The organism is uncultured Modestobacter sp., assembly GCF_947486615.1.
Taxonomy (GTDB): Bacteria; Actinomycetota; Actinomycetes; order Mycobacteriales; family Geodermatophilaceae; genus Modestobacter.
Window position 1 is genome coordinate 51,551 of record NZ_CANKUD010000013.1, and the last position, 16,720, is coordinate 68,270.

General features: G+C 72.1%; 19 protein-coding genes. 5 read left to right on the top strand and 14 right to left on the bottom strand.

What is annotated here, in order from left to right:
• Positions 1 to 11: 11 nt before the first annotated feature.
• Complete coding sequence (locus tag Q1A09_RS19790) at positions 12 to 1,025, top strand: LLM class flavin-dependent oxidoreductase (protein ID WP_299959053.1); 1,014 nt, start codon at positions 12 to 14, stop codon at positions 1,023 to 1,025.
• A 68-nt stretch (positions 1,026 to 1,093) separates the two neighbouring features.
• Here the strand turns inward: Q1A09_RS19790 and Q1A09_RS19795 are convergent, their stop codons facing one another.
• The 10 genes from Q1A09_RS19795 to Q1A09_RS19840 form a co-directional block, all read right to left on the bottom strand.
• Positions 1,094 to 1,282: a hypothetical protein gene (locus Q1A09_RS19795; RefSeq protein ID WP_299959057.1), complete on the bottom strand. Its 189-nt coding sequence runs from the start codon at positions 1,280 to 1,282 to the stop codon at positions 1,094 to 1,096.
• Between the two features lie 46 nt (positions 1,283 to 1,328).
• Entirely contained in the window at positions 1,329 to 2,114 is a 786-nt protein-coding gene (locus tag Q1A09_RS19800; RefSeq protein WP_299959060.1) for an ABC transporter ATP-binding protein, read from the bottom strand.
• 9 nt (positions 2,115 to 2,123) lie between these two features.
• Positions 2,124 to 3,008, bottom strand: a complete 885-nt coding sequence (locus Q1A09_RS19805; RefSeq protein ID WP_299959063.1) for an ABC transporter permease — start codon at positions 3,006 to 3,008, stop codon at positions 2,124 to 2,126.
• Between the two features lie 61 nt (positions 3,009 to 3,069).
• On the bottom strand, positions 3,070 to 4,041 hold the full coding sequence (locus Q1A09_RS19810) for an ABC transporter substrate-binding protein (RefSeq protein WP_299959066.1): 972 nt from the start codon (positions 4,039 to 4,041) through the stop codon (positions 3,070 to 3,072).
• Positions 4,042 to 4,161: 120 nt separating this feature from the next.
• The gene (locus tag Q1A09_RS19815; protein WP_299959069.1) at positions 4,162 to 4,935 is read right to left on the bottom strand and encodes a thioesterase family protein; all 774 of its coding nucleotides are present in this window, start codon (positions 4,933 to 4,935) and stop codon (positions 4,162 to 4,164) included.
• Between the two features lie 87 nt (positions 4,936 to 5,022).
• Positions 5,023 to 6,273, bottom strand: a complete 1,251-nt coding sequence (locus Q1A09_RS19820; RefSeq protein ID WP_299959073.1) for an MFS transporter — start codon at positions 6,271 to 6,273, stop codon at positions 5,023 to 5,025.
• A gap of 231 nt (positions 6,274 to 6,504) precedes the next feature.
• A complete protein-coding gene (locus tag Q1A09_RS19825) occupies positions 6,505 to 6,822 on the bottom strand; it encodes a type II toxin-antitoxin system PemK/MazF family toxin (RefSeq protein WP_299959076.1) in 318 nt (105 codons plus the stop codon).
• Complete coding sequence (locus Q1A09_RS19830) at positions 6,822 to 7,055, bottom strand: ribbon-helix-helix domain-containing protein (protein ID WP_299959079.1); 234 nt, start codon at positions 7,053 to 7,055, stop codon at positions 6,822 to 6,824. Before Q1A09_RS19830 ends, Q1A09_RS19825 begins: the two co-directional genes overlap by 1 nt.
• A 91-nt stretch (positions 7,056 to 7,146) precedes the next feature.
• Complete coding sequence (locus Q1A09_RS19835; protein ID WP_299959082.1) at positions 7,147 to 8,283, bottom strand: hypothetical protein; 1,137 nt, start codon at positions 8,281 to 8,283, stop codon at positions 7,147 to 7,149.
• Between the two features lie 5 nt (positions 8,284 to 8,288).
• Positions 8,289 to 8,729, bottom strand: coding sequence for a hypothetical protein (locus Q1A09_RS19840; RefSeq protein WP_299959085.1), 441 nt, complete (start codon positions 8,727 to 8,729; stop codon positions 8,289 to 8,291).
• 82 nt (positions 8,730 to 8,811) lie between these two features.
• On the opposite strand from Q1A09_RS19840, the gene Q1A09_RS19845 reads away from it, so the two are divergent.
• Positions 8,812 to 9,357 carry a GIY-YIG nuclease family protein gene (locus Q1A09_RS19845; RefSeq protein WP_299959087.1) on the top strand — a complete coding sequence of 182 codons (546 nt, stop codon included), beginning with the start codon at positions 8,812 to 8,814 and terminating at the stop codon, positions 9,355 to 9,357.
• Positions 9,358 to 9,377: 20 nt separating this feature from the next.
• Here Q1A09_RS19845 and Q1A09_RS19850 read toward each other — a convergent pair whose 3' ends face one another.
• The gene (locus tag Q1A09_RS19850; protein WP_299959090.1) at positions 9,378 to 10,670 is read right to left on the bottom strand and encodes a Fic family protein; all 1,293 of its coding nucleotides are present in this window, start codon (positions 10,668 to 10,670) and stop codon (positions 9,378 to 9,380) included.
• A gap of 52 nt (positions 10,671 to 10,722) precedes the next feature.
• Here Q1A09_RS19850 and Q1A09_RS19855 point away from each other — a divergent pair, with 52 nt between their 5' ends.
• Entirely contained in the window at positions 10,723 to 10,869 is a 147-nt protein-coding gene (locus Q1A09_RS19855) for a hypothetical protein (RefSeq protein WP_299959093.1), read from the top strand.
• 49 nt (positions 10,870 to 10,918) lie between these two features.
• Here Q1A09_RS19855 and Q1A09_RS19860 read toward each other — a convergent pair whose 3' ends face one another.
• A complete protein-coding gene (locus Q1A09_RS19860; RefSeq protein WP_299959095.1) occupies positions 10,919 to 11,815 on the bottom strand; it encodes a LysR family transcriptional regulator in 897 nt (298 codons plus the stop codon).
• A gap of 111 nt (positions 11,816 to 11,926) precedes the next feature.
• On the opposite strand from Q1A09_RS19860, the gene Q1A09_RS19865 reads away from it, so the two are divergent.
• Both Q1A09_RS19865 and Q1A09_RS19870 read left to right on the top strand, forming a co-directional pair.
• Complete coding sequence (locus Q1A09_RS19865) at positions 11,927 to 13,345, top strand: M20 family metallopeptidase (protein ID WP_299959098.1); 1,419 nt, start codon at positions 11,927 to 11,929, stop codon at positions 13,343 to 13,345.
• Positions 13,342 to 14,640 (top strand): MFS transporter, encoded by a 1,299-nt coding sequence (locus Q1A09_RS19870; RefSeq protein WP_299959101.1) that lies wholly within the window; start codon positions 13,342 to 13,344, stop codon positions 14,638 to 14,640. Before Q1A09_RS19865 ends, Q1A09_RS19870 begins: the two co-directional genes overlap by 4 nt.
• 312 nt (positions 14,641 to 14,952) lie before the next feature.
• On the opposite strand, the gene Q1A09_RS19875 is transcribed toward Q1A09_RS19870, so the two are convergent.
• Together Q1A09_RS19875 and Q1A09_RS19880 are read right to left on the bottom strand one after the other, a co-directional pair.
• On the bottom strand, positions 14,953 to 15,525 hold the full coding sequence (locus tag Q1A09_RS19875) for a hypothetical protein (RefSeq protein WP_299959106.1): 573 nt from the start codon (positions 15,523 to 15,525) through the stop codon (positions 14,953 to 14,955).
• Positions 15,526 to 15,625: 100 nt separating this feature from the next.
• Positions 15,626 to 16,717, bottom strand: a complete 1,092-nt coding sequence (locus Q1A09_RS19880) for a hypothetical protein (protein ID WP_299959109.1) — start codon at positions 16,715 to 16,717, stop codon at positions 15,626 to 15,628.
• Positions 16,718 to 16,720: the final 3 nt, after the last annotated feature.

The window sequence follows — 16,720 nt, forward strand, 5'->3', positions numbered from 1 at the left end:
CTGATGTCCGCATGCCGTCGCCCGGGGTGCCACTGGAGAAGCTGGGTTTCCTGACCATCGGTCTGTTCGACGAGGCCGATCCGCGCGCCGGGCACGAGACCACGCTGCGGATCATCGAGCTGGGTGAGCAGCTGGGCTTCGACAGTGCGTGGCTGCGGCACCGGCACCTGCAGTACGGCATCTCCTCGCCGGTGGCGGTGCTGGCGGCGGCCACCCAGCGGACGGCGCGGATCGAGCTCGGCACGGCGGTGACCCCGCTGGCCTGGGAGAACCCGCTGCGGCTGGCCGAGGACCTGGCCACCGTCGACGTGCTCAGCGGCGGCCGGCTGAACCCCGGGGTGTCGGTCGGCCCGCCGATGCACTGGGACGACGTGAAGGCCGCGCTCTACCCGGACACCGCCGAGGTGGAGGACTTCTCCTACGAGCGGGTGGCCCGGTTCCTGCGCCTCGTCGCCGGCGAACCCGCGTCGTCGTTCGCCGGCCGGGAGGGCGTGGTCGAGGAGTGGTCGTCGCGGGTGCAGCCGCACTCGCCCGGGCTGCGGTCGCGGCTCTGGTACGGCGGTGGGTCGCTGCGCTCGGCGCAGTGGGCGGGGGAGAACGGGATGCACTTCCTGACCTCGTCGGTGGTCAAGGCCGAGGCATCGGAGGACTTCGCCGCCGAGCAGGCGCGGCAGGTACAGGCGTTCACGGCGGCCAACCCGGCCGGGCGGGTGTCGCAGGGGCTGGTGGTCATCCCGACCGACTCGGCCACCCCGGCGCAGCGGGCTCGCTATGCGGCCTACGTGGATGCGCGGACGCCGCGGACCCGGTCACCGCAGGGCCCGGCGCGGATGATGTTCGCCGCCGACCTGATCGGGACGGCGGAGCAGATCGCCGAGCAGCTGTACGCCCACGCCGGCTTCCGCGAGGTGACCGAGGTGGCGTTCGCGCTGCCGTTCAGCTTCGAGCACGAGGACTACGTGCAGATCCTGACCGACACCGCGGAGAAGCTCGGCCCGGCGCTCGGCTGGGCGCCAGCCGCATGACCGCCGCTTGTTCTCACGTGATGGACCACGTGAGAACAAGGCGCTGCGCTGTGCTCAGATCCGCGCGCTCAGCCGAGCGGTTCGGCGACCCAGTTCGCGGTGTGGTCGTCGGCTGCGCGGTGACAGGTCGGGCAGGCGTCGGCGGTGCCGGTGCCCTCGGCGGTCAACCGGCGGCGCAGCCGGCGCATCGAGGTCTCGCCGCCGGTGAGGTCGGCCAGCCAGCTGTCCAGCGCGTCGTCGGTGCGGGTGGTGCTCATGCCCCCTGTCATCGGCACCCGGCCGGGCCGGTGGCACCCCGTGCCGTCAGGCGGCCACCGGCGCCGTGTGCACCAGCTCGGCGATCTGCCGCTTGACCTCGTTGAACGCCGGTGCGGTGACGTCGCGGTCGGGGAGGTCGACCGGGACGATCGCCTGCACGTGCCCGGGCACCCCGTGCGAGGCGCCGCCGGTCATCACCACGACGCGGTCGGCGAGGTAGACCGCCTCCTCGATCGAGTGGGTCACGAACACCACCGTCGTCCGGGTCTCGACGTGGATGCTCTTGAGCTCGGCCTGCAGATCGGTACGGGTGAGCGCGTCGAGGGCGCCGAAGGGCTCGTCCATCAGCAGCAGCGACGGGTCGTTGGCCAGCACCCGGGCGATCGCCACCCGCTGCTGCATGCCACCGGAGAGCTGGGACGGGTACTTCGCGGCGAAGCGGGTGAGGCCGACGGCGGCGATGAACCGGTCGGTGACCGCGGCGACCTCGGCCTTGGGCAGCTTCTTGCGCGAGGGGCCGTAGGCGACGTTCTCCCGCACCGAGAGCCACGGGAACAAGCCGTAGTCCTGGAAGACGACGCCGCGGTCGGGGCCGGGCCCGGTGACCGGCGTCCCGCCGACCTCGACGCTGCCTGCGGTGGGCCGTTCGAAGCCGGCCAGGATGCGCAGCAGCGTGCTCTTGCCGCAGCCGCTGGCGCCGACCACGGCGACGAACTCGCCGGAGGCGATGGTCAGGTCGACGTCGGCCATCGCGGCGACCCCGCCGGCGTAGACCTTGCTGAGGCCGGCGATCCGGACGTCGGCCGTGCGGCCGGCACTGAGGTGTTCCATGGTCGGCTCCTACTTGATCAGCGGGCGGTCGCGGAACAGGACGCGGACGACCAGCATCAGCAGCCGGTCGGAGAGGAAGCCGGCGACGGCGATGCAGATCATCCCGACCACGATCTGGTCGGTCTGGACGACGTCGCGGGCCAGGAAGATCGTCGACCCCAGGCCCGTCGGCACGCCGGTGGTCTCGCTGAGCACGAGGATCACCCAGGCCAGGCCCAGGCCCACCCGCATGCCGTTGACGATCGCCGGTGCGGCGGCGGGCAGGACGACGCGCAGGAGCGTGCCGACGCCCGTCGTCCCGAGCATGCGGGCGGCCTCCAGCAGCCGCTCGGGCACCTGGCGGGCACCGCTGACCGTGCCGAGCACGATCGGGAAGAACGCCGACAGGGTGATCAGGAAGATCGAGGCCTGGTCGCCGTAGCCGATGAGCAGGGCGACCAGCGGCACCCAGGCGGTCGCCGGGATGGGCCGGAACAGGTTGATCATCGGGTCGAACAGCGAGTTGACCGTGTTGAAGCGGCCCATCAGCACGCCCAGCGGGACGGCGATCAGCGTGGCCAGCGCGAACCCGGAGAACACCCGCAGCGCGCTGGCCGGCAGGTCCTCCCACAGCAGGTTGCTGAAGGCGTCGTCCCGGATGCCGGCGACGTAGTTGGCCAGCCCGGCGGCGACGTCGGCGGGGTAGGGCAGGAAGCCCATCCGGATGCCGAAGGGCAGCTCCCACTCGTTCTCCCGGCCCAGGTGCCAGACGACCAGGAACAGCAGCGGGACAGGCAGGCCGAGCAGCACGGTGCGCAGCCGGCCGCGGCCGCGGCCGCGCCGGGCGGGTTCGGGCTCGGCCGGGGCCGTCGGGACGGCGGCGGCCACGGGAACGGTGGCGACGTCGGTGCTCATGGGGGTGACCTCCGGGGTGGGGGCGGGGCGCCGGCGCCGAGCGGGCCGGCGCCCCGGTGGGTCAGGCCTCGGGGGCGAACTGGGCGTCGACGAGGTCCTCGGCGGTCGGCGCGCTCTCGATCAGCCCCAGCTCGACCATCGCGCCGGCCAGCGCCTGGACCTGGCCCTGGTACTCCTCGTTCAGGTCGGCGCGCAGCCAGAAGTTCTCCAGGGCCGACTCCAGCACCTCCTGGTCACCGCCGAACTCCTGCACCATCTCGGGCAGCCACTCGTCGATGTTGTCGGTCATGTACTCGGTGGTGGCGGCGTGCGTGTCGACGACCGCCTGCACCAGCTCCGGGTCGTCGGCGACCAGCGATCCGGTGGTGACCAGGCCGATGTTCACCTTGCCGATGGGGGTGTCGTAGGGGTCGGTGATCTCGTGGCCGCCGGCGGCGGTGGCCAGCGAGACGGCGATCTCGGTGCCGAAGAAGGCGTCGACGGCGCCGCTGTTGAACGCCGAGGCCATCTCCGGCGGCGGGACGGCGACCAGCTCGAGGCTGCTCGGATCGACGTCGTTGTCCGCCAGGATCAGCCGCATCGCCACCTCCGGGGCGCTGCCCTGGATGTAGCCGACCTTCTTGCCCACCAGGTCGGCGACGGTGTCGATGTCGTCCCCGCCGATGAAGCCGGAACCGCCGTCGGCGGCCGAGGCGACGATGGTCAGGTCCCGGTCCTGGGAGATGCCGGAGATGGTCGCGGTGACGCCGGTGATGGCGAAGTCGACGGTGCCGGAGGAGACCGCGTCGGTCAGCGCCGGGGTGCTGTCCAGGGTGACGACCTCGAACTCCACGCCGTCCACCGCGTGCTCCTCGTAGAGGAACGGTGCGTAGAAGTGCGGCTGGCCGCGCAGCGTGCCGACGGTGACCGTCTGGGTCTCACCGCTGCCGGTGGTCTCCGCCTCGGCGGAGTCCGAGCCGCAGGCGGCGAGGGAGGCGACGGTGGCGGCGACAGCGGTGCCGGCGATCGCGCGGCGGACGACGGAGGGGCTCAACGGTTCTCCTCGGGTGCGGCGGACGGCGCGTGGTGCGCCATCGGCCTGCACTCAACGGGCCGTCTGGTCGTGGTCCGTGTCGGCCGCGTAACGAGTCCGTGAAGTGACCTCCGCGTGACCTCAGCGCTCGCGGACCAGCAGCGGCTGGGCGACCTCGCCGATCGCACCGCGGGTGTCGGACAGCGTGCCGGAGCAGAGCCCGAGGCCGTCGTCGGTGAGCCGGCTGCGGCAGGAGAGGTGCACCCACTCGCCGTCCGGTTCGCGGGTCAGATGGGTGGTCATACCCGGCGGGATGGACAGCCAGCTGCTGATCGGCAGCTCGGCGGAGAGCCCGTTGGCGGCGTCGGCGGCGATGAGCGCGCGGTCGGTGCCGGTGAGCTCCTCGCCGGCGATGAGCGGGAGGCGCACCCGGGTCCAGACGTCGGCCGGGCCCTGCCGGTCGGGGGAGCCGGCGGTCCAGCGCCAGTCCAGCGCCTGCCCGTAACCCCAGTCGGACAGGTGCGGCAGGAAGTGGTCGTTCTCGGCCGGGACGGCGGGCGGCGGGGTGAGCGCGGTGACCGCCGGCGGCGTGGGGCCGGTGGCGATCGACCAGACCCGGGCGACGGCGACGATGCGCCCGTCGACGGTCATCGTGGCCTCGGTGAGGTCGATCCGCCGGCCCGGGCGGAGCGGGGAGACCTCGACGGTGAGCTCGCGGCGGGGGATGGCGCCGAAGAAGTCGACGCTGATCCGGGCTGCGCGCAGCTGCTCACCGGTGGCGCTGGTGGCCAGGTGCGCCAGCAGCGCGGACGGCGGCCCGCCGTGCTGGGCGGTGGTCTCCCAGGGGCTCTCGGTGGCCCGGGTGGGGGAGAAGCGGTTGTCACCCAGCGGCAGGTAGAAGGCCTCGACGTCCACACCCGGCAGTCTCGCCCACACCCCCAGCGAGTCGTCCGCCGCCCACCCGAGCCACCGAAATGGCCATCTTGGTGGGTCGGACGTCGATCAGGCGTCGACGAGCTCGGGCTCCGGCTGGTGGACGACGCGGGACGCCGAGGCGATGTGCGCGAGGGCGGCGGCGACCACGAGGGCGGCGGCGACCGCGGGGAGGGCGAGGGCGGTGCTCGCGCCGAGCCGGTCGACGACGACGCCGGTGACCGCGGAGGAGACCGCCTGGCCGACGACGACGGCGGAGCCGAGCATCGTCATGGTGGTCGCCGAGCGGCCGATCGGGCTGAGCTGGGCGGCGAGGCTGTACTGGCTGACCAGGGTCGGGCCGATGCCGCAGCCGAGCACCGCCAGGGCGACGACCAGGGTGAGCTCCGAGCGCGCGGTGGCGTAGACGATCGCGGCGGCGAGCATCAGCGACCCGAAGACCAGCCACCGGGCGCGCAGGCTGAACCGCTGCGGGAATGCCGCCGATCCCAGCGCGAGGGCGGCCGAGCCGATGCCCATGACGCCGTAGAGCAGCCCGGCCCGGTCGCCGTCCCCGCCGTCGGCGAGGAAGCCGGTGAGCGAGGTGAGGGTGGCGCCGAAGAAGAACCCGATGCCGAGCGTGCCGGCGACCACGGTGAGCAGCGAGAAGCGGGCGAGGTCGCGGGCCGGCGCCTGCTGCTCGGTGGTGTGCGGGGTGCTCGGGTCGAGCCGTCCGGTGGGGTGCAGTGCGAACCAGGTGACGAAGACGAAGGTCAGCGCGGAGGCGCCGGCGATGGCCACCCACGGGGCGATGGCCGTGGCGAGCAGCCCGACCAGGAAGGGGCCGACGATGAAGACGGTCTCGTCGGCGGCGGACTCGTAGGCCATCGTCCCGTTCAGCACCTTCTCGCGCTGGACCGGCCGGATCGAGCGCTTGATGATCGCCACCAGCCGGGTGCGCGACATGGGGGCGATCTGTGGGGCCGAGGCGCCGATCAGCACCGACAGCGCGAGCAGCGCGAGGGCCGAGGCGGGGCCGGCGACGACGAAGGGGAAGGCGCCGAGCAGGGTGGCGTTGACCAGGCCCACCGGGACGAGCACCCGGCGCTGGCCGAACCGGTCGGCGGCCGCGCCGAGCAGCGGCCCGGCGAGTGCGGTGCCGATGCCGGCCGCGGCGGAGTTGAGCCCGCCGAGGGTGACCGAGCCGCGCTCGGCGACGACGAGGGTCAGGACGCCGACGGTCATCATCGCGAACGGGAGCCGGGCGATGAAGGCGAGCGGGAAGTAGGAGAACCCGGCGTGCCGGATCAACTCGGAGCTGGACGAGCGCGTGTGGAACATGACCTCTGCCAGGCGGTGTCGGGCGTGCCGCCTTGCGCCACCGGGTCCACCGGCCGCAGGTTGTTACACACGAGTTACAGGAACCGCACCGACGATAACTGACCGAGCCCGTTCACGCGGGTCGGGCGTCCGGGCTCACCCCCAACCGGGTGGGTCTGGCGCCCTCTGCGAGGACGGGACGCGCGCTTCGGGAACCTGCGCACCCGTCCGCCGCGTGACGAAGTCGCCTGGTCACCGGGGTCGCGGCAGGTCGTCGAGGTCGAAGGCGGCATGCAGAGCTGCGGTGAGTTCGACCTCCTGCTCCGGCAGCAGTCGACCGATCTGGCGGCCGAGGGCCGTGGCGAGCACGGTGACGACGTTGTCGCAACTGACGACGCTCGCGTGGTCGACTCCGTTCTCCGGACCGACGGGGACCTCGGTGGACAGGCCGCGGACGGTGCTGGTGATCGGTGCGACGGTCACCCGGGTCAGGTGCGGCCGGACCAACTCGCGGGTCAGCACCAGCACCGGTCGGGTCTTGTCCAGCTGTGCCAGATGGATCGGTCGCATCAGGTCAGGTCGTCGAGCGGCGTCCGGGCGGCGTGCTGGGCCAGGGAGTCGAAGTCGTCGTCCCCGTCACCGGCCAGGATCGCCACGTCGCGCGCGGCGACCTGCCGCCGGCGTTCGCGCTGCAGCGCCCGGCTGACCACGGCCGCGCGGGATTCGGCCTTGCCTTCGAGGACGAGCTGATCGATGAACTGCACGAGCTCCTCGGGGAGCCGGACGGCGATCTGGGTGCTCATGACTCCACGGTACCGCTGTGGGATACAGATTGGGATGCACAGGGATTCCCTCAACGGCAGGTGATCAGCGCGAGCTCCTCGTCTGACGGCGTCATGCGGTGGCCTCGTCGTGCCACCTGCGGACAGCGGCCGAGAAGGCAGGCGCCCACCGGTCGACCGCCAGCAGTGACGCATCGGTGAGTGCCGGGCGCATGCCGCGCTCCTCGTGGCCGTAGCGAATGAGGTCGCGCAGCAGCTCGGGGGTTCGTTCCGCGTCGAGTTCGTCGGGGTCCAGATCGAGCAGCTCAGGATCGAGCAACCGGCCGACGTGTCGCGGTGCCCACAGGAGCGGGTCGCCCAGACCGTTGCTCAGTCCGCTCACGAGGACCCGCTCGACCAGCAGCGGGAGCGGGCCCCGCGTCCACGGACGCCCCCACGGTGAGGTCAGGAACCGGGTGGTGAGCTCGTCGGTGTCGACGTCGTCGAGCCGTCCGGGCACGGTGGCGTCACCTCCGTCGGGGAAGCGGGACAGCATCCATCGCACGATGCAGCGCTGGCCTCTCCACTGCGCGCTGGTCCTCAGGATCTCGTCGAGCTCCACCCCGGTGAACGCAGCGGTGAGGCGGGCGCGGGCGTCGGCCGCACCGACGTCGCGGATGCGCAGATCCGGGTCATCATCTGTGCTCAGCTGGCGCAGGACCTCCTCGATCGTCCGCTCGAACACTGCGCCGTCGATGGCCTGGGCTCTCAGTTCGTTGTCGACGCGGACGACGGCGGTGAGCGCGTGGCCGCTCGGGATGATGACGCCGAGGACGACGTCGTCGACCTCGCGGAAGGGGTCGATCAGCTCGACTGTCGGATCGGCCGGAGTGGCGAGATGCAGGTCGGCGAGCCAGCGCGGCACGGTGTGCCGGCGGCCGGCGAGGTCCCGGCAGACCCATCGGCGCAGGTCCGCGTCGTCGGCCAGCGTGGCGATCGCGAGTGCTAGTTCGACCGACCGACAGAAATGACTGGTCAGGGGCGGCTGTGCTGCTGCCGCGTCGGTCCGCTGGCCACGACAGTGACCGGGCAGAGAGCTCCAAGCGCTCACCCCATTCCGATGTCGGCGGTGACCAGGGCGCAGCCCAGTGCCTCGGCCGGGACGAGGTGCCTGGCGCCATGCACCGAGACGTTCTGCCGGAGCGCCCAGACGCGCGCAGGTACAGGTCCGGCATGAGGCGATCCGGCACGGATGCGTCGGGCTGCGCATCCGTCTCATGCGCCGGGCCACGCGCGGCGGGGGAGGAGCGGAACGGTGGTCTTCCCGTCGTGGAGGTGCAGGCTGCAGTCGAGACCATCACGCCCGCGCACGATCGACTCGAGGGCGGTGCACCAGGCGGCGTCGTCCGGGGTGGGCTGCGTGGGCCCGGGCCGCTCCAGGCACATGGCCAGGTGCAGGTCCAGCGGGTCGACGTCCTCGGTGTCGACCACCACGGAGTGCAGATCGGCGAGCGCGCCGATCACCGCCCGGTCGGGTTCGGCCGGGAGCTCCTCGACCGGGATGAGCAGGTGGACCATCGTGCCGTCGTTCCGCAGCCAGGCCAGGAACAGCCGGCGCTGGGACGGCGGCCCGTCGAGTGCCAGCAGGCCCTGCCACCGAGCGGTGAGCTCGGCGTCGCTGGTCACCGGGACGTCAGGGTGCAGTCGGGTCTCCATGGCCGAGGACTCTGCCGCGCAGCGGCCCGTTCCCGCTGGCGTCGTCCACAGGCTGATCGCGTCGTGCCGTTGACTGGGGAGCATGGACGACGTGACCGCCGCGCTCCGCTCGGAGCCGGTTTCCCTGGAGCAGGTCAAGGTCGAGCTCCCGGCTGCGCCCGGGCTCTACGCCTGGTGGGGGCGGTTCGGCGCGCTGCCCGGCATCTCCGGGCCGCGGCACCCGGAAGTCGCGCTGCAGTTGCTGTACGTGGGCATCGCGCCGAACGGGGCGGCGTCGCAGGCCACGTTGCGCAGCCGGGTGGTGGGTGACCACGTCCGCGGGACGACGGGTTCCTCGACGCTGCGCCGCTCGCTCGCGGCGCTGCTGAGCGAGCAGCAGGGCTGGCGCAGCCGGTGGACGACGCGGCCGGTGCTGGTGAACGCCGACGAGCTCCGGCTGTCGGAGTGGATGGGGGAGAAGCTGCGGCTGACCTGGGCCGAGCACCCGGAGCCGTGGACGCTGGAGGCCGCGGTCATCGCCGAGCTGGAGCCGCCGCTCAACCAGGCCGACAACGCCACCCACCCGCTGTTCTCGTACCTGCGGGACGCTCGGAAGCAGTGGCGCGAGCAGGCACGTGGCGATGCGTAGGGGAGCGATTGCGCCGCCGGTCAGTCTCGGGGCACAGCGGGAACGGGCCGGTTGGGTTCGGAGATCCGGGTGTCCCACCGGGTGCTCGCCAGCTGCCGCTCGGCGTGTGTAACGAGGGAGAAGACATCGGTGGCGGTGTAGCCGGTCGTCCCGCGTTCCACCGATCGGCGCGAGAGGATCCCGGCGTCCGCGAGTTCCTCCAGGGCCGCCCGGGCGGGTGGGAACGAGACGCCCAACCGCCGCTGCGCCGTGCGTGCGGTGAGGACGGGGACCTCGGGCAGCGTACGGAGCAGCCTGTACGTCGCCGAGTCGGTTCGTGGCGTCTCCCGGAGGCCGTGCGCAGTCCGGTGGTCGGCCAGCTTCTTCTCCCACTCCGTCTGCAGTTCAGCGACCTGCCCGACGAAGGCCCGTGCCTGCTCGGCGGCGACCGTCGTCGCGTCGAGGAAGACGTCCAGCCAGGCGGTGACGGCCGCGGCCGCCTCCGGGCTGTCGGGCGACATCGAGTACCGGTAGGCGGTCAGGCCGTCGACGTAGCCGCGGCGCAGCGTGGCCAGCACCAGGCTGACGGGGAGGACGGCGCTGGGAGTCAGGCCGCGGCGGGTGAGCACGGTGTGGATGAGAGCTCGGCCGACGCGGCCGTTGCCGTCGGTGAACGGATGGATCGTCTCGAACTGCGCGTGCACGATGCCGGCCTGGACGAGCGGTGCGTGCACCGATCCGTTCATGTAGTCGACGAGGTCGGCCATCAGGTCGGGAACGAGCTCGGGTGGCGGAGGGACGTAGTCGGCGGACAGCGGGTGCCAGTTCGACCCACCCACCCAGTTCTGCACGTCGCGGAGGCCGTGATGCTTCTCCTCGGGCAGCAGTGCCCGGTGCAGCGCTTCGATGTCGGCGACCGTGACTTGCGCCGCGGACGCGAGGTCGTCACCGGCCCGGCGGAGGATGGTGATGTTGTTCGCCACCAGCCGGGCCTGGTCACTGAAGCCACGAACGTCCTCGTCCTGGGCGAGCTCGGCCAGGGCCACCTGCTGTGGGGAGGGGGTGATCCCTTCGATCAGCGAGCTGGCGATGGCCTCGGAGCGGAGGAGGAAGCGCGACAACCCCTCGAGTCCCTGGGCTCCGGGTCCGGTGCCCAGTTCACGGACGGCTCGCTCTGCGACGGTGGCTCGCTGAGCGGTGTCGCGAGACATGCCCAGCGGGCGGGTGGTGACCAGGTCGGGCGCGTACTGCCGGTAGGAGTCGAACTGTCGGTCGGCTCGAGGGACCATGCTGAGGTCCGCGTGCTCCCACTCCGCATCCAGCCAGATCGCCATGAGGACAACCTTTCATGACGGCGCCGACTGTTAAAGCATCACACGCGATCCTTTGACGGTCGTCGAGGTTGTGAAGGTCTATCTGCGTGGTGGACTGGAGCCGCCGCTCAACCAGGCCGACAACGCCACCCACCCGCTGCACCCGTTCGTGCGCGATGCCCGCAAACGCTGGCGGAACGCAGCGCGCGGCGACGCGTGATGTCCCGCTCCCGACCGCATCAGGAGCCTGAGCTGCGATGAGCGAGAGGTCAGGCCCCCGCGACGAGCAGCGCCGCGGCCAGGTCGTCGGCGAAGCTCTCCACCACCGGCGGCAACCGCCGGCCGGCCTGGGCCTGCACCTGCAGGGTGCGCCGGGACAGTTCGGCGCCCTCCAGCGGCACCGCCACCAGCCCCTCCGCGTCGGTCGGCAGCGAGACCGCGCCGAGGATCGCGACGGCGTCGGCGTCTCGGACGAAGCGGAGGGCGGCCTCGGAGGCGTCGCAGACGAAGACCGGGTCGAGCAGGCAGCCGGCGGCGGCGCAGGCGAGGTCGACCAGGGCCCGGCTGGTGGTGGACGTGGACGGCAGCACCAGCGGCAGCCCGGCGAGCTCCGCCAGCGGGACCGAGGCGCGACCGGCGAGCGGCGAGCCGGTGCCCACGACGGCGGTCAGCGGGGCGGGCTGGGCGTGCAGCACGCGCACGTCGGCGTCCGCGACGATCGTGAAGGTCACCCCGAGGTCGCAGGCGCCGTCCCGGACCCGCTGGGTGGCCACTCCGGGAGCGGTGACGGCGAGGGCGAACTGGACGTCGGGACGGCGACGGCGGAACCCGGCGACCACCCGGGGGATGAGGTCGTGCCCCGGGCCGTCGCTGGCCGCGATCCGGATGACCGGTCCGGGGGTGCGGCGCTGGCGGACCTCGTCGGCCACGGCCGTGGCGTCGGCCACCGCGCGCCGCGCGTACCCGGCGAAGGCGTGCCCGGCCGGGGTGGGCACCATCCCGGTGGCCTGCCGCTCGAACAGCGGCGTGCCCAGCTCGCGTTCGAGCCGGGTGAGCTGGCGGCTGACCGCCGACGCCGCCACGTACAGCCGCCGGGCCGCCTCGTTGACCGAGGAGGTGCCGTAGACGGCGAGGAAGTAGGTCAGCGCAGGATCGACCAGGGGCACGCGACCACGCTAGCGAGCTGCACCGTTGCCGCTGCGGCAACGCGGGTGCTCGATCATCGGCAGGGGCCAGCTGTTGTCCCTGTCGTCCTGCCCCTGACAGCGTTCCGGGGCATGACGCGACGTGCAGCCCTGGACGGCGCCACCGCCGTCTTCGACTCCGGGGACTTCCTCGCCCAGCTGCGCCGCCGGGTGGCCCACCCCTCCGAGAGCGCCTTCCCCGAGCGGGAGGGCGCGCTGCGCGCCTACCTCGACGAGGAGATCGTGCCGGCGGTCGAGGCGATGGGCTTCACGGCCCGGATCCTGGAGAACCCGGTGTCCCCCCGGCACCGGTTCCTGGTCGCCACCCGCGTCGAGGACGACGAGCTGCCCACCGTGCTCACCTACGGCCACGGCGACGTGCAGCCCGCGCACGCCGACCAGTGGCGCGACGACCTGGACCCCTGGCAGGTCACCGTGGACGGCGAGCGCTGGTACGGCCGCGGGGTGGCCGACAACAAGGGCCAGCACACCGTGAACCTGGTCGCGCTGGAGCAGGTGCTCGCCGCCCGCGGTGGCCGGCTGGGCTACAACGTCACGCTGCTGCTGGACATGGGGGAGGAGTTCGGCTCGCCTGGCCTGACCGAGCTGTGCGCGCGGGAGTCGGAGCTGCTGGCCGCCGACCTGCTGATCGGCTCGGACGGGCCGCGGGTGGCCGCCGACCGGCCGACGGTGTTCCTCGGCACCCGGGGGTCGGTGAACCTGACGCTGCGGGTGCACTCCCGGGAGGAGGCGCACCACTCGGGCAACTGGGGCGGGGTGCTGGTGAACCCGGCGATCCGGCTGGCGCACGCGCTGGGCGCCCTGGTCGACGCGCACGGCCGGCTGCTGGTCGAGGCGCTGCGCCCGGAGGGCGTCCCGGAGCCGGTGCGGCGCGCGCTGGCCGACATCCCGGTGGACCAGGGGCCGGACAGCCCTCGGCTGGACCCGGAGTGGGGCGAGCCGGGGCTGACCCCGAGCGAGCGGCTGTTCGGCTGGAACACCCTGGAGGTGCTGGCGATGAAGGCCGGCGACCCGGACGGGCCGGTCAACGCGATCCCGCCGTCGGCCCGGGCCCACTGCCAGCTGCGCTGCGTCGTCGGCACCGACGTCGCGGGGGTGGGGGACGCCGTCCGGGCGCACCTGGTGGAGCGGGGCTTCGCCGACGTCGAGGTCGAGGTCGAGCACGTGATGGCGCCGACCCGGCTGGACCCGCAGGACCCCTGGGTGGCCTGGACGCTGGCCAGCCTAGAGCGCAGCACCGGCCGGCCGCCGGCGCTGCTGCCCAACCTGGGCGGCTCGCTGCCGAACAACCCCTTCGTGGAGGTGCTGGGCCTGCCCACCGTGTGGGTGCCGCACTCCTACCCGGGGTGCGCGCAGCACGCGCCCGACGAGCACCTGCCCGCGCCACTGGTGCGTGAGGCGCTGCAGGTGATGGCCGGGCTGTGGTGGGACCTCGGTGAGCTCACCAGCTGGCCGCCGGCAGCTTCCGACGACGAGGGGAACGCACCATGACCGCGACCAGCTCTGCCCCGAGCAGCCCGGCGGCGAAGCCGGCACCGAGCGCGGCGCGGGTGATCACCGCGGCGTGCGTCGGCAACGCCCTCGAGTGGTACGACATCGCCGTCTACAGCTACTTCGCGGTGTACATCTCGCGGGCGTTCTTCGACAACAGCGATCCGGCGGTCGGGCTGCTGCTGACGCTGGGCACGTTCGCGGTGTCGTTCCTGATCCGGCCGATCGGGGCGATGGTGCTCGGCGGCTACGCCGACCGGGCCGGGCGGACGCCGGCGCTGTCGCTCTCGCTGGGCCTGATGGTGCTGGGCACGTTGCTGATCTGCATCATGCCGACGTACGCCTCGATCGGCGTGCTCGCCTCGATCGGCATCCTGGTGGCGCGGTTGATCCAGGGCTTCGCCGCCGGGGGTGAGTTCGGCAGCGCGACGGCGATGATGGTCGAGCACCTGCCGGGCCGGCGCGGGTTCGCCGCGAGCTGGCAGTTCACCAGCCAGGCGGCGAGCGCGCTGATCGCCGCGGTGCTGGGCACCGTGCTGACCACGACGATGAGCGAGGAGACGCTCGACTCGTGGGGCTTCCGCATCCCGTTCATCGTCGGGCTGCTGGTGGGCCCGGTGGGCATCTACATCCGCCGGCACGTGCCCGAGCCCGAGCCGACGGCCGAGGCGCTGGCCGACACCAGGGTGAAGACGCCGGTGCGGGACGTGCTGCGCGAGCACAAGGTGGCGGTGCTGCTGACCATCGGCGCGCTGGCGGCGACCACCTGCCTGAACTACATGATCACCTACATCCCGACCTACGCGATCGACACCCTGGAGCTGCCGTCGTCCTCGGGCTTCATCGCGACGGTGGTGGGCGCGGTGGTGCTGCTGCTGGTGACGCCGCTGTCCGGGCACCTGTCCGACCGGTTCGGGCCGGTGCCGCTGATGCTGCCGGCGGCCGCGGCGGTGCTGGTGCTCATCTACGGGTTGTTCTCGTTCATGGTGGCCGCGCCCGGGGTGGGCGTGCTGGTGCTGGTGGTCGGGGTCATGGCGCTGCTCAAGGGCACCTACTTCGGGCCGCTGGGCGGGCTGATGGCCGGGCTGTTCCCGACCCGGGTGCGGGCCACCGGGATGGCGGTGGGCTACAACATCGGCGTCGCGATCTTCGGCGGGTTCACCCCGCTGGTGGCGCAGTGGCTGCTCGGCTCCACCGGCAACGACGCCGCCCCGGCCTTCTGGGTGATGGTCGCCGCGGTGGCCAGCATCTCGGCCCTGGTCGTCTGCCGGAAGCGCGTCCCGCGCCGCGACTGAGGGTGGGCTCGGCGCCGGGCACCCAAGCTGTCGGAGCAGCTAGGTCGGTCGATCGGCGCTCGATGCTGCAACCGACAGGGTCAGCTCCTCGGTGCCGGCAGAGTCGGCCGCGGTGGCGGCTTGCATCTGGGCTGTGAAAGGCGGCGACCGGAAGCTGTGGCAGGTCGCGAAAGGCGGTCGGTCACTATGCCCAATCGCCGGGGAGCAGCTCCGAAGGGCCCTCGACGCCGAGCTCGCGGGCGCCCAGACAGGCCAGTGCGGGTTGGACAGCACCGGCCCATCACCGAAGAGCCGTCCTGGCCAGGCTCGCAGTCAGCCGAGCTGCTCGATTGCCTGAGTGAGCGCCTGGATGCCGCCCGTGGCCCACTGCTCGGTCGAGGCAGTGACGGCATCCGCGGCGCCGGCCGCGCCAGCACCGACGAGCGAGCGAAGTGCCGCGCGCACTGCGGCAGCCCCCCGGCGAATCACTGGCACCCGCGGTTCGTCCCGGACCATCTCCTCCAGCGCCTCCCGGGCGCCCTCCTCGGCCAGCTCGCGGTCCTCCTCTGAGAGGGGCTGGTCCGGGAGGCCAGCGAGCACGGCGCCGAGCATCTCAGCGAGCTCGGCGAACTCGTCGGGCACCGCGCGGGCGTTGGACTGCACCTGCTGGACGTTCTCGGCGTTCACGGCCACCTGGACGCCATCGCCGTTGTTGATGACGACCGGGCCGTTGTACACCGTCTGGGCGGTGGCCGCGAGCTCCTGCCCACGCACGATGTAGCGCGGCACCCCAGAGGACTCGGCCACGATCGGGACACGGATGGGGCGACGCGCCATCTCCTTGGTGAGCTCCCTCTGGAGGGCGTCGAGGCCCTGCTTGTTCGGCTTGAAGGCCTTGCCCGCCACGCTGGTCTCCTCACTGTCACTCGGCATGTCCCGCCCCGGCAAGGGTACTGGCGGAGGCGCCATCGCCGAGCGAGCCAGCCCCGATGAGTACTGGCGGTGGCTATATCAACGTTCCGGTCAGACGCAGGACAGCGACCACTGTGTCGGCGCAGTCGTCGAGCATCGACGGGTATCGAGGTCTCGCGGACAAGTTGCCGCGCGGCGTCGTCTGTGCAAGCAAGACCTCGCCGGTCTCTTCGAGGACGGCGTGAACCTTCTGTTCGAGGTACTTGATGTCGTCGCTGCTGAACTGCTGCTGCCCGCCGCTGCGTACCAGTAGTGCTCGCCGCCACTCGGGCTTGGACTGGCGATGACTGCTGAGGCGCCCCAGGAAGTCCTCGCTGAGTCCGACGTAGGCCCACGGACGAACGATCAGAGTGGTCGTCAGAGTCCGCTCGTTGCCCGTCCGGGCTGACGACTGCTGCAAGTCGGTGCCGGTGAGGACGTAGATGCCAGGGACGCCGGCCCAGTCGCTCCCCGGGTCGACGTGTCGTGGTGTCTGCTCCATGGCCAGGGCCGGGTGCGGACAGGTGATTCGTGCGCGGCCTTGGCCGTCGAGCTCGATGTCGAGCTGGGCGACCGCTCGTGGCCGGGGGGCCGGCGCGATGCGCACGTCAGAGGCCTCGTGTCCGCGCAGGGTCGCCGGTGTCGACGCGGGGCGCTGGGAAGCGCCATTCGAAGCCAACGGTTCAAGTGCCGTCAGGAAGCCACGGAACTCGGCCTCCACAGCGGTCGGGCGGAAGACCGTCGACAACGAACCCATCGTGTTGCCAGCTGCTTCGCTGATGTCATCTCGCTGAAAGCGCCCCAGCCACTCCACCGCCCGCCGATGGGGACCGGAGAGCGGGGCATCGGGCACGTGTTGGTAGGGCCCAGTGATGCGAGCGACGAGGTAGTCCCGGTTCGCGTTGGTCAGTCGAGGAACGATCACGATGTCCCCGACCGAGATCCGGTACGCGAACGAGATCAGCTGATTCGCGTGGCTACGGTCTGCCGGGGACGTCACCCGTGCCTTGATCGTCTCCTCCTCGGTACGCGCCAGATCATCTGGCGCGAAGTCGACGAAGCTGATCGCCACGTAGGAGTTTTCGATGAACTCCTGAGCGAAGCGGGCCTTCAAGCCTGCTCGGACCACCCACATCTCATTGCTCATGAC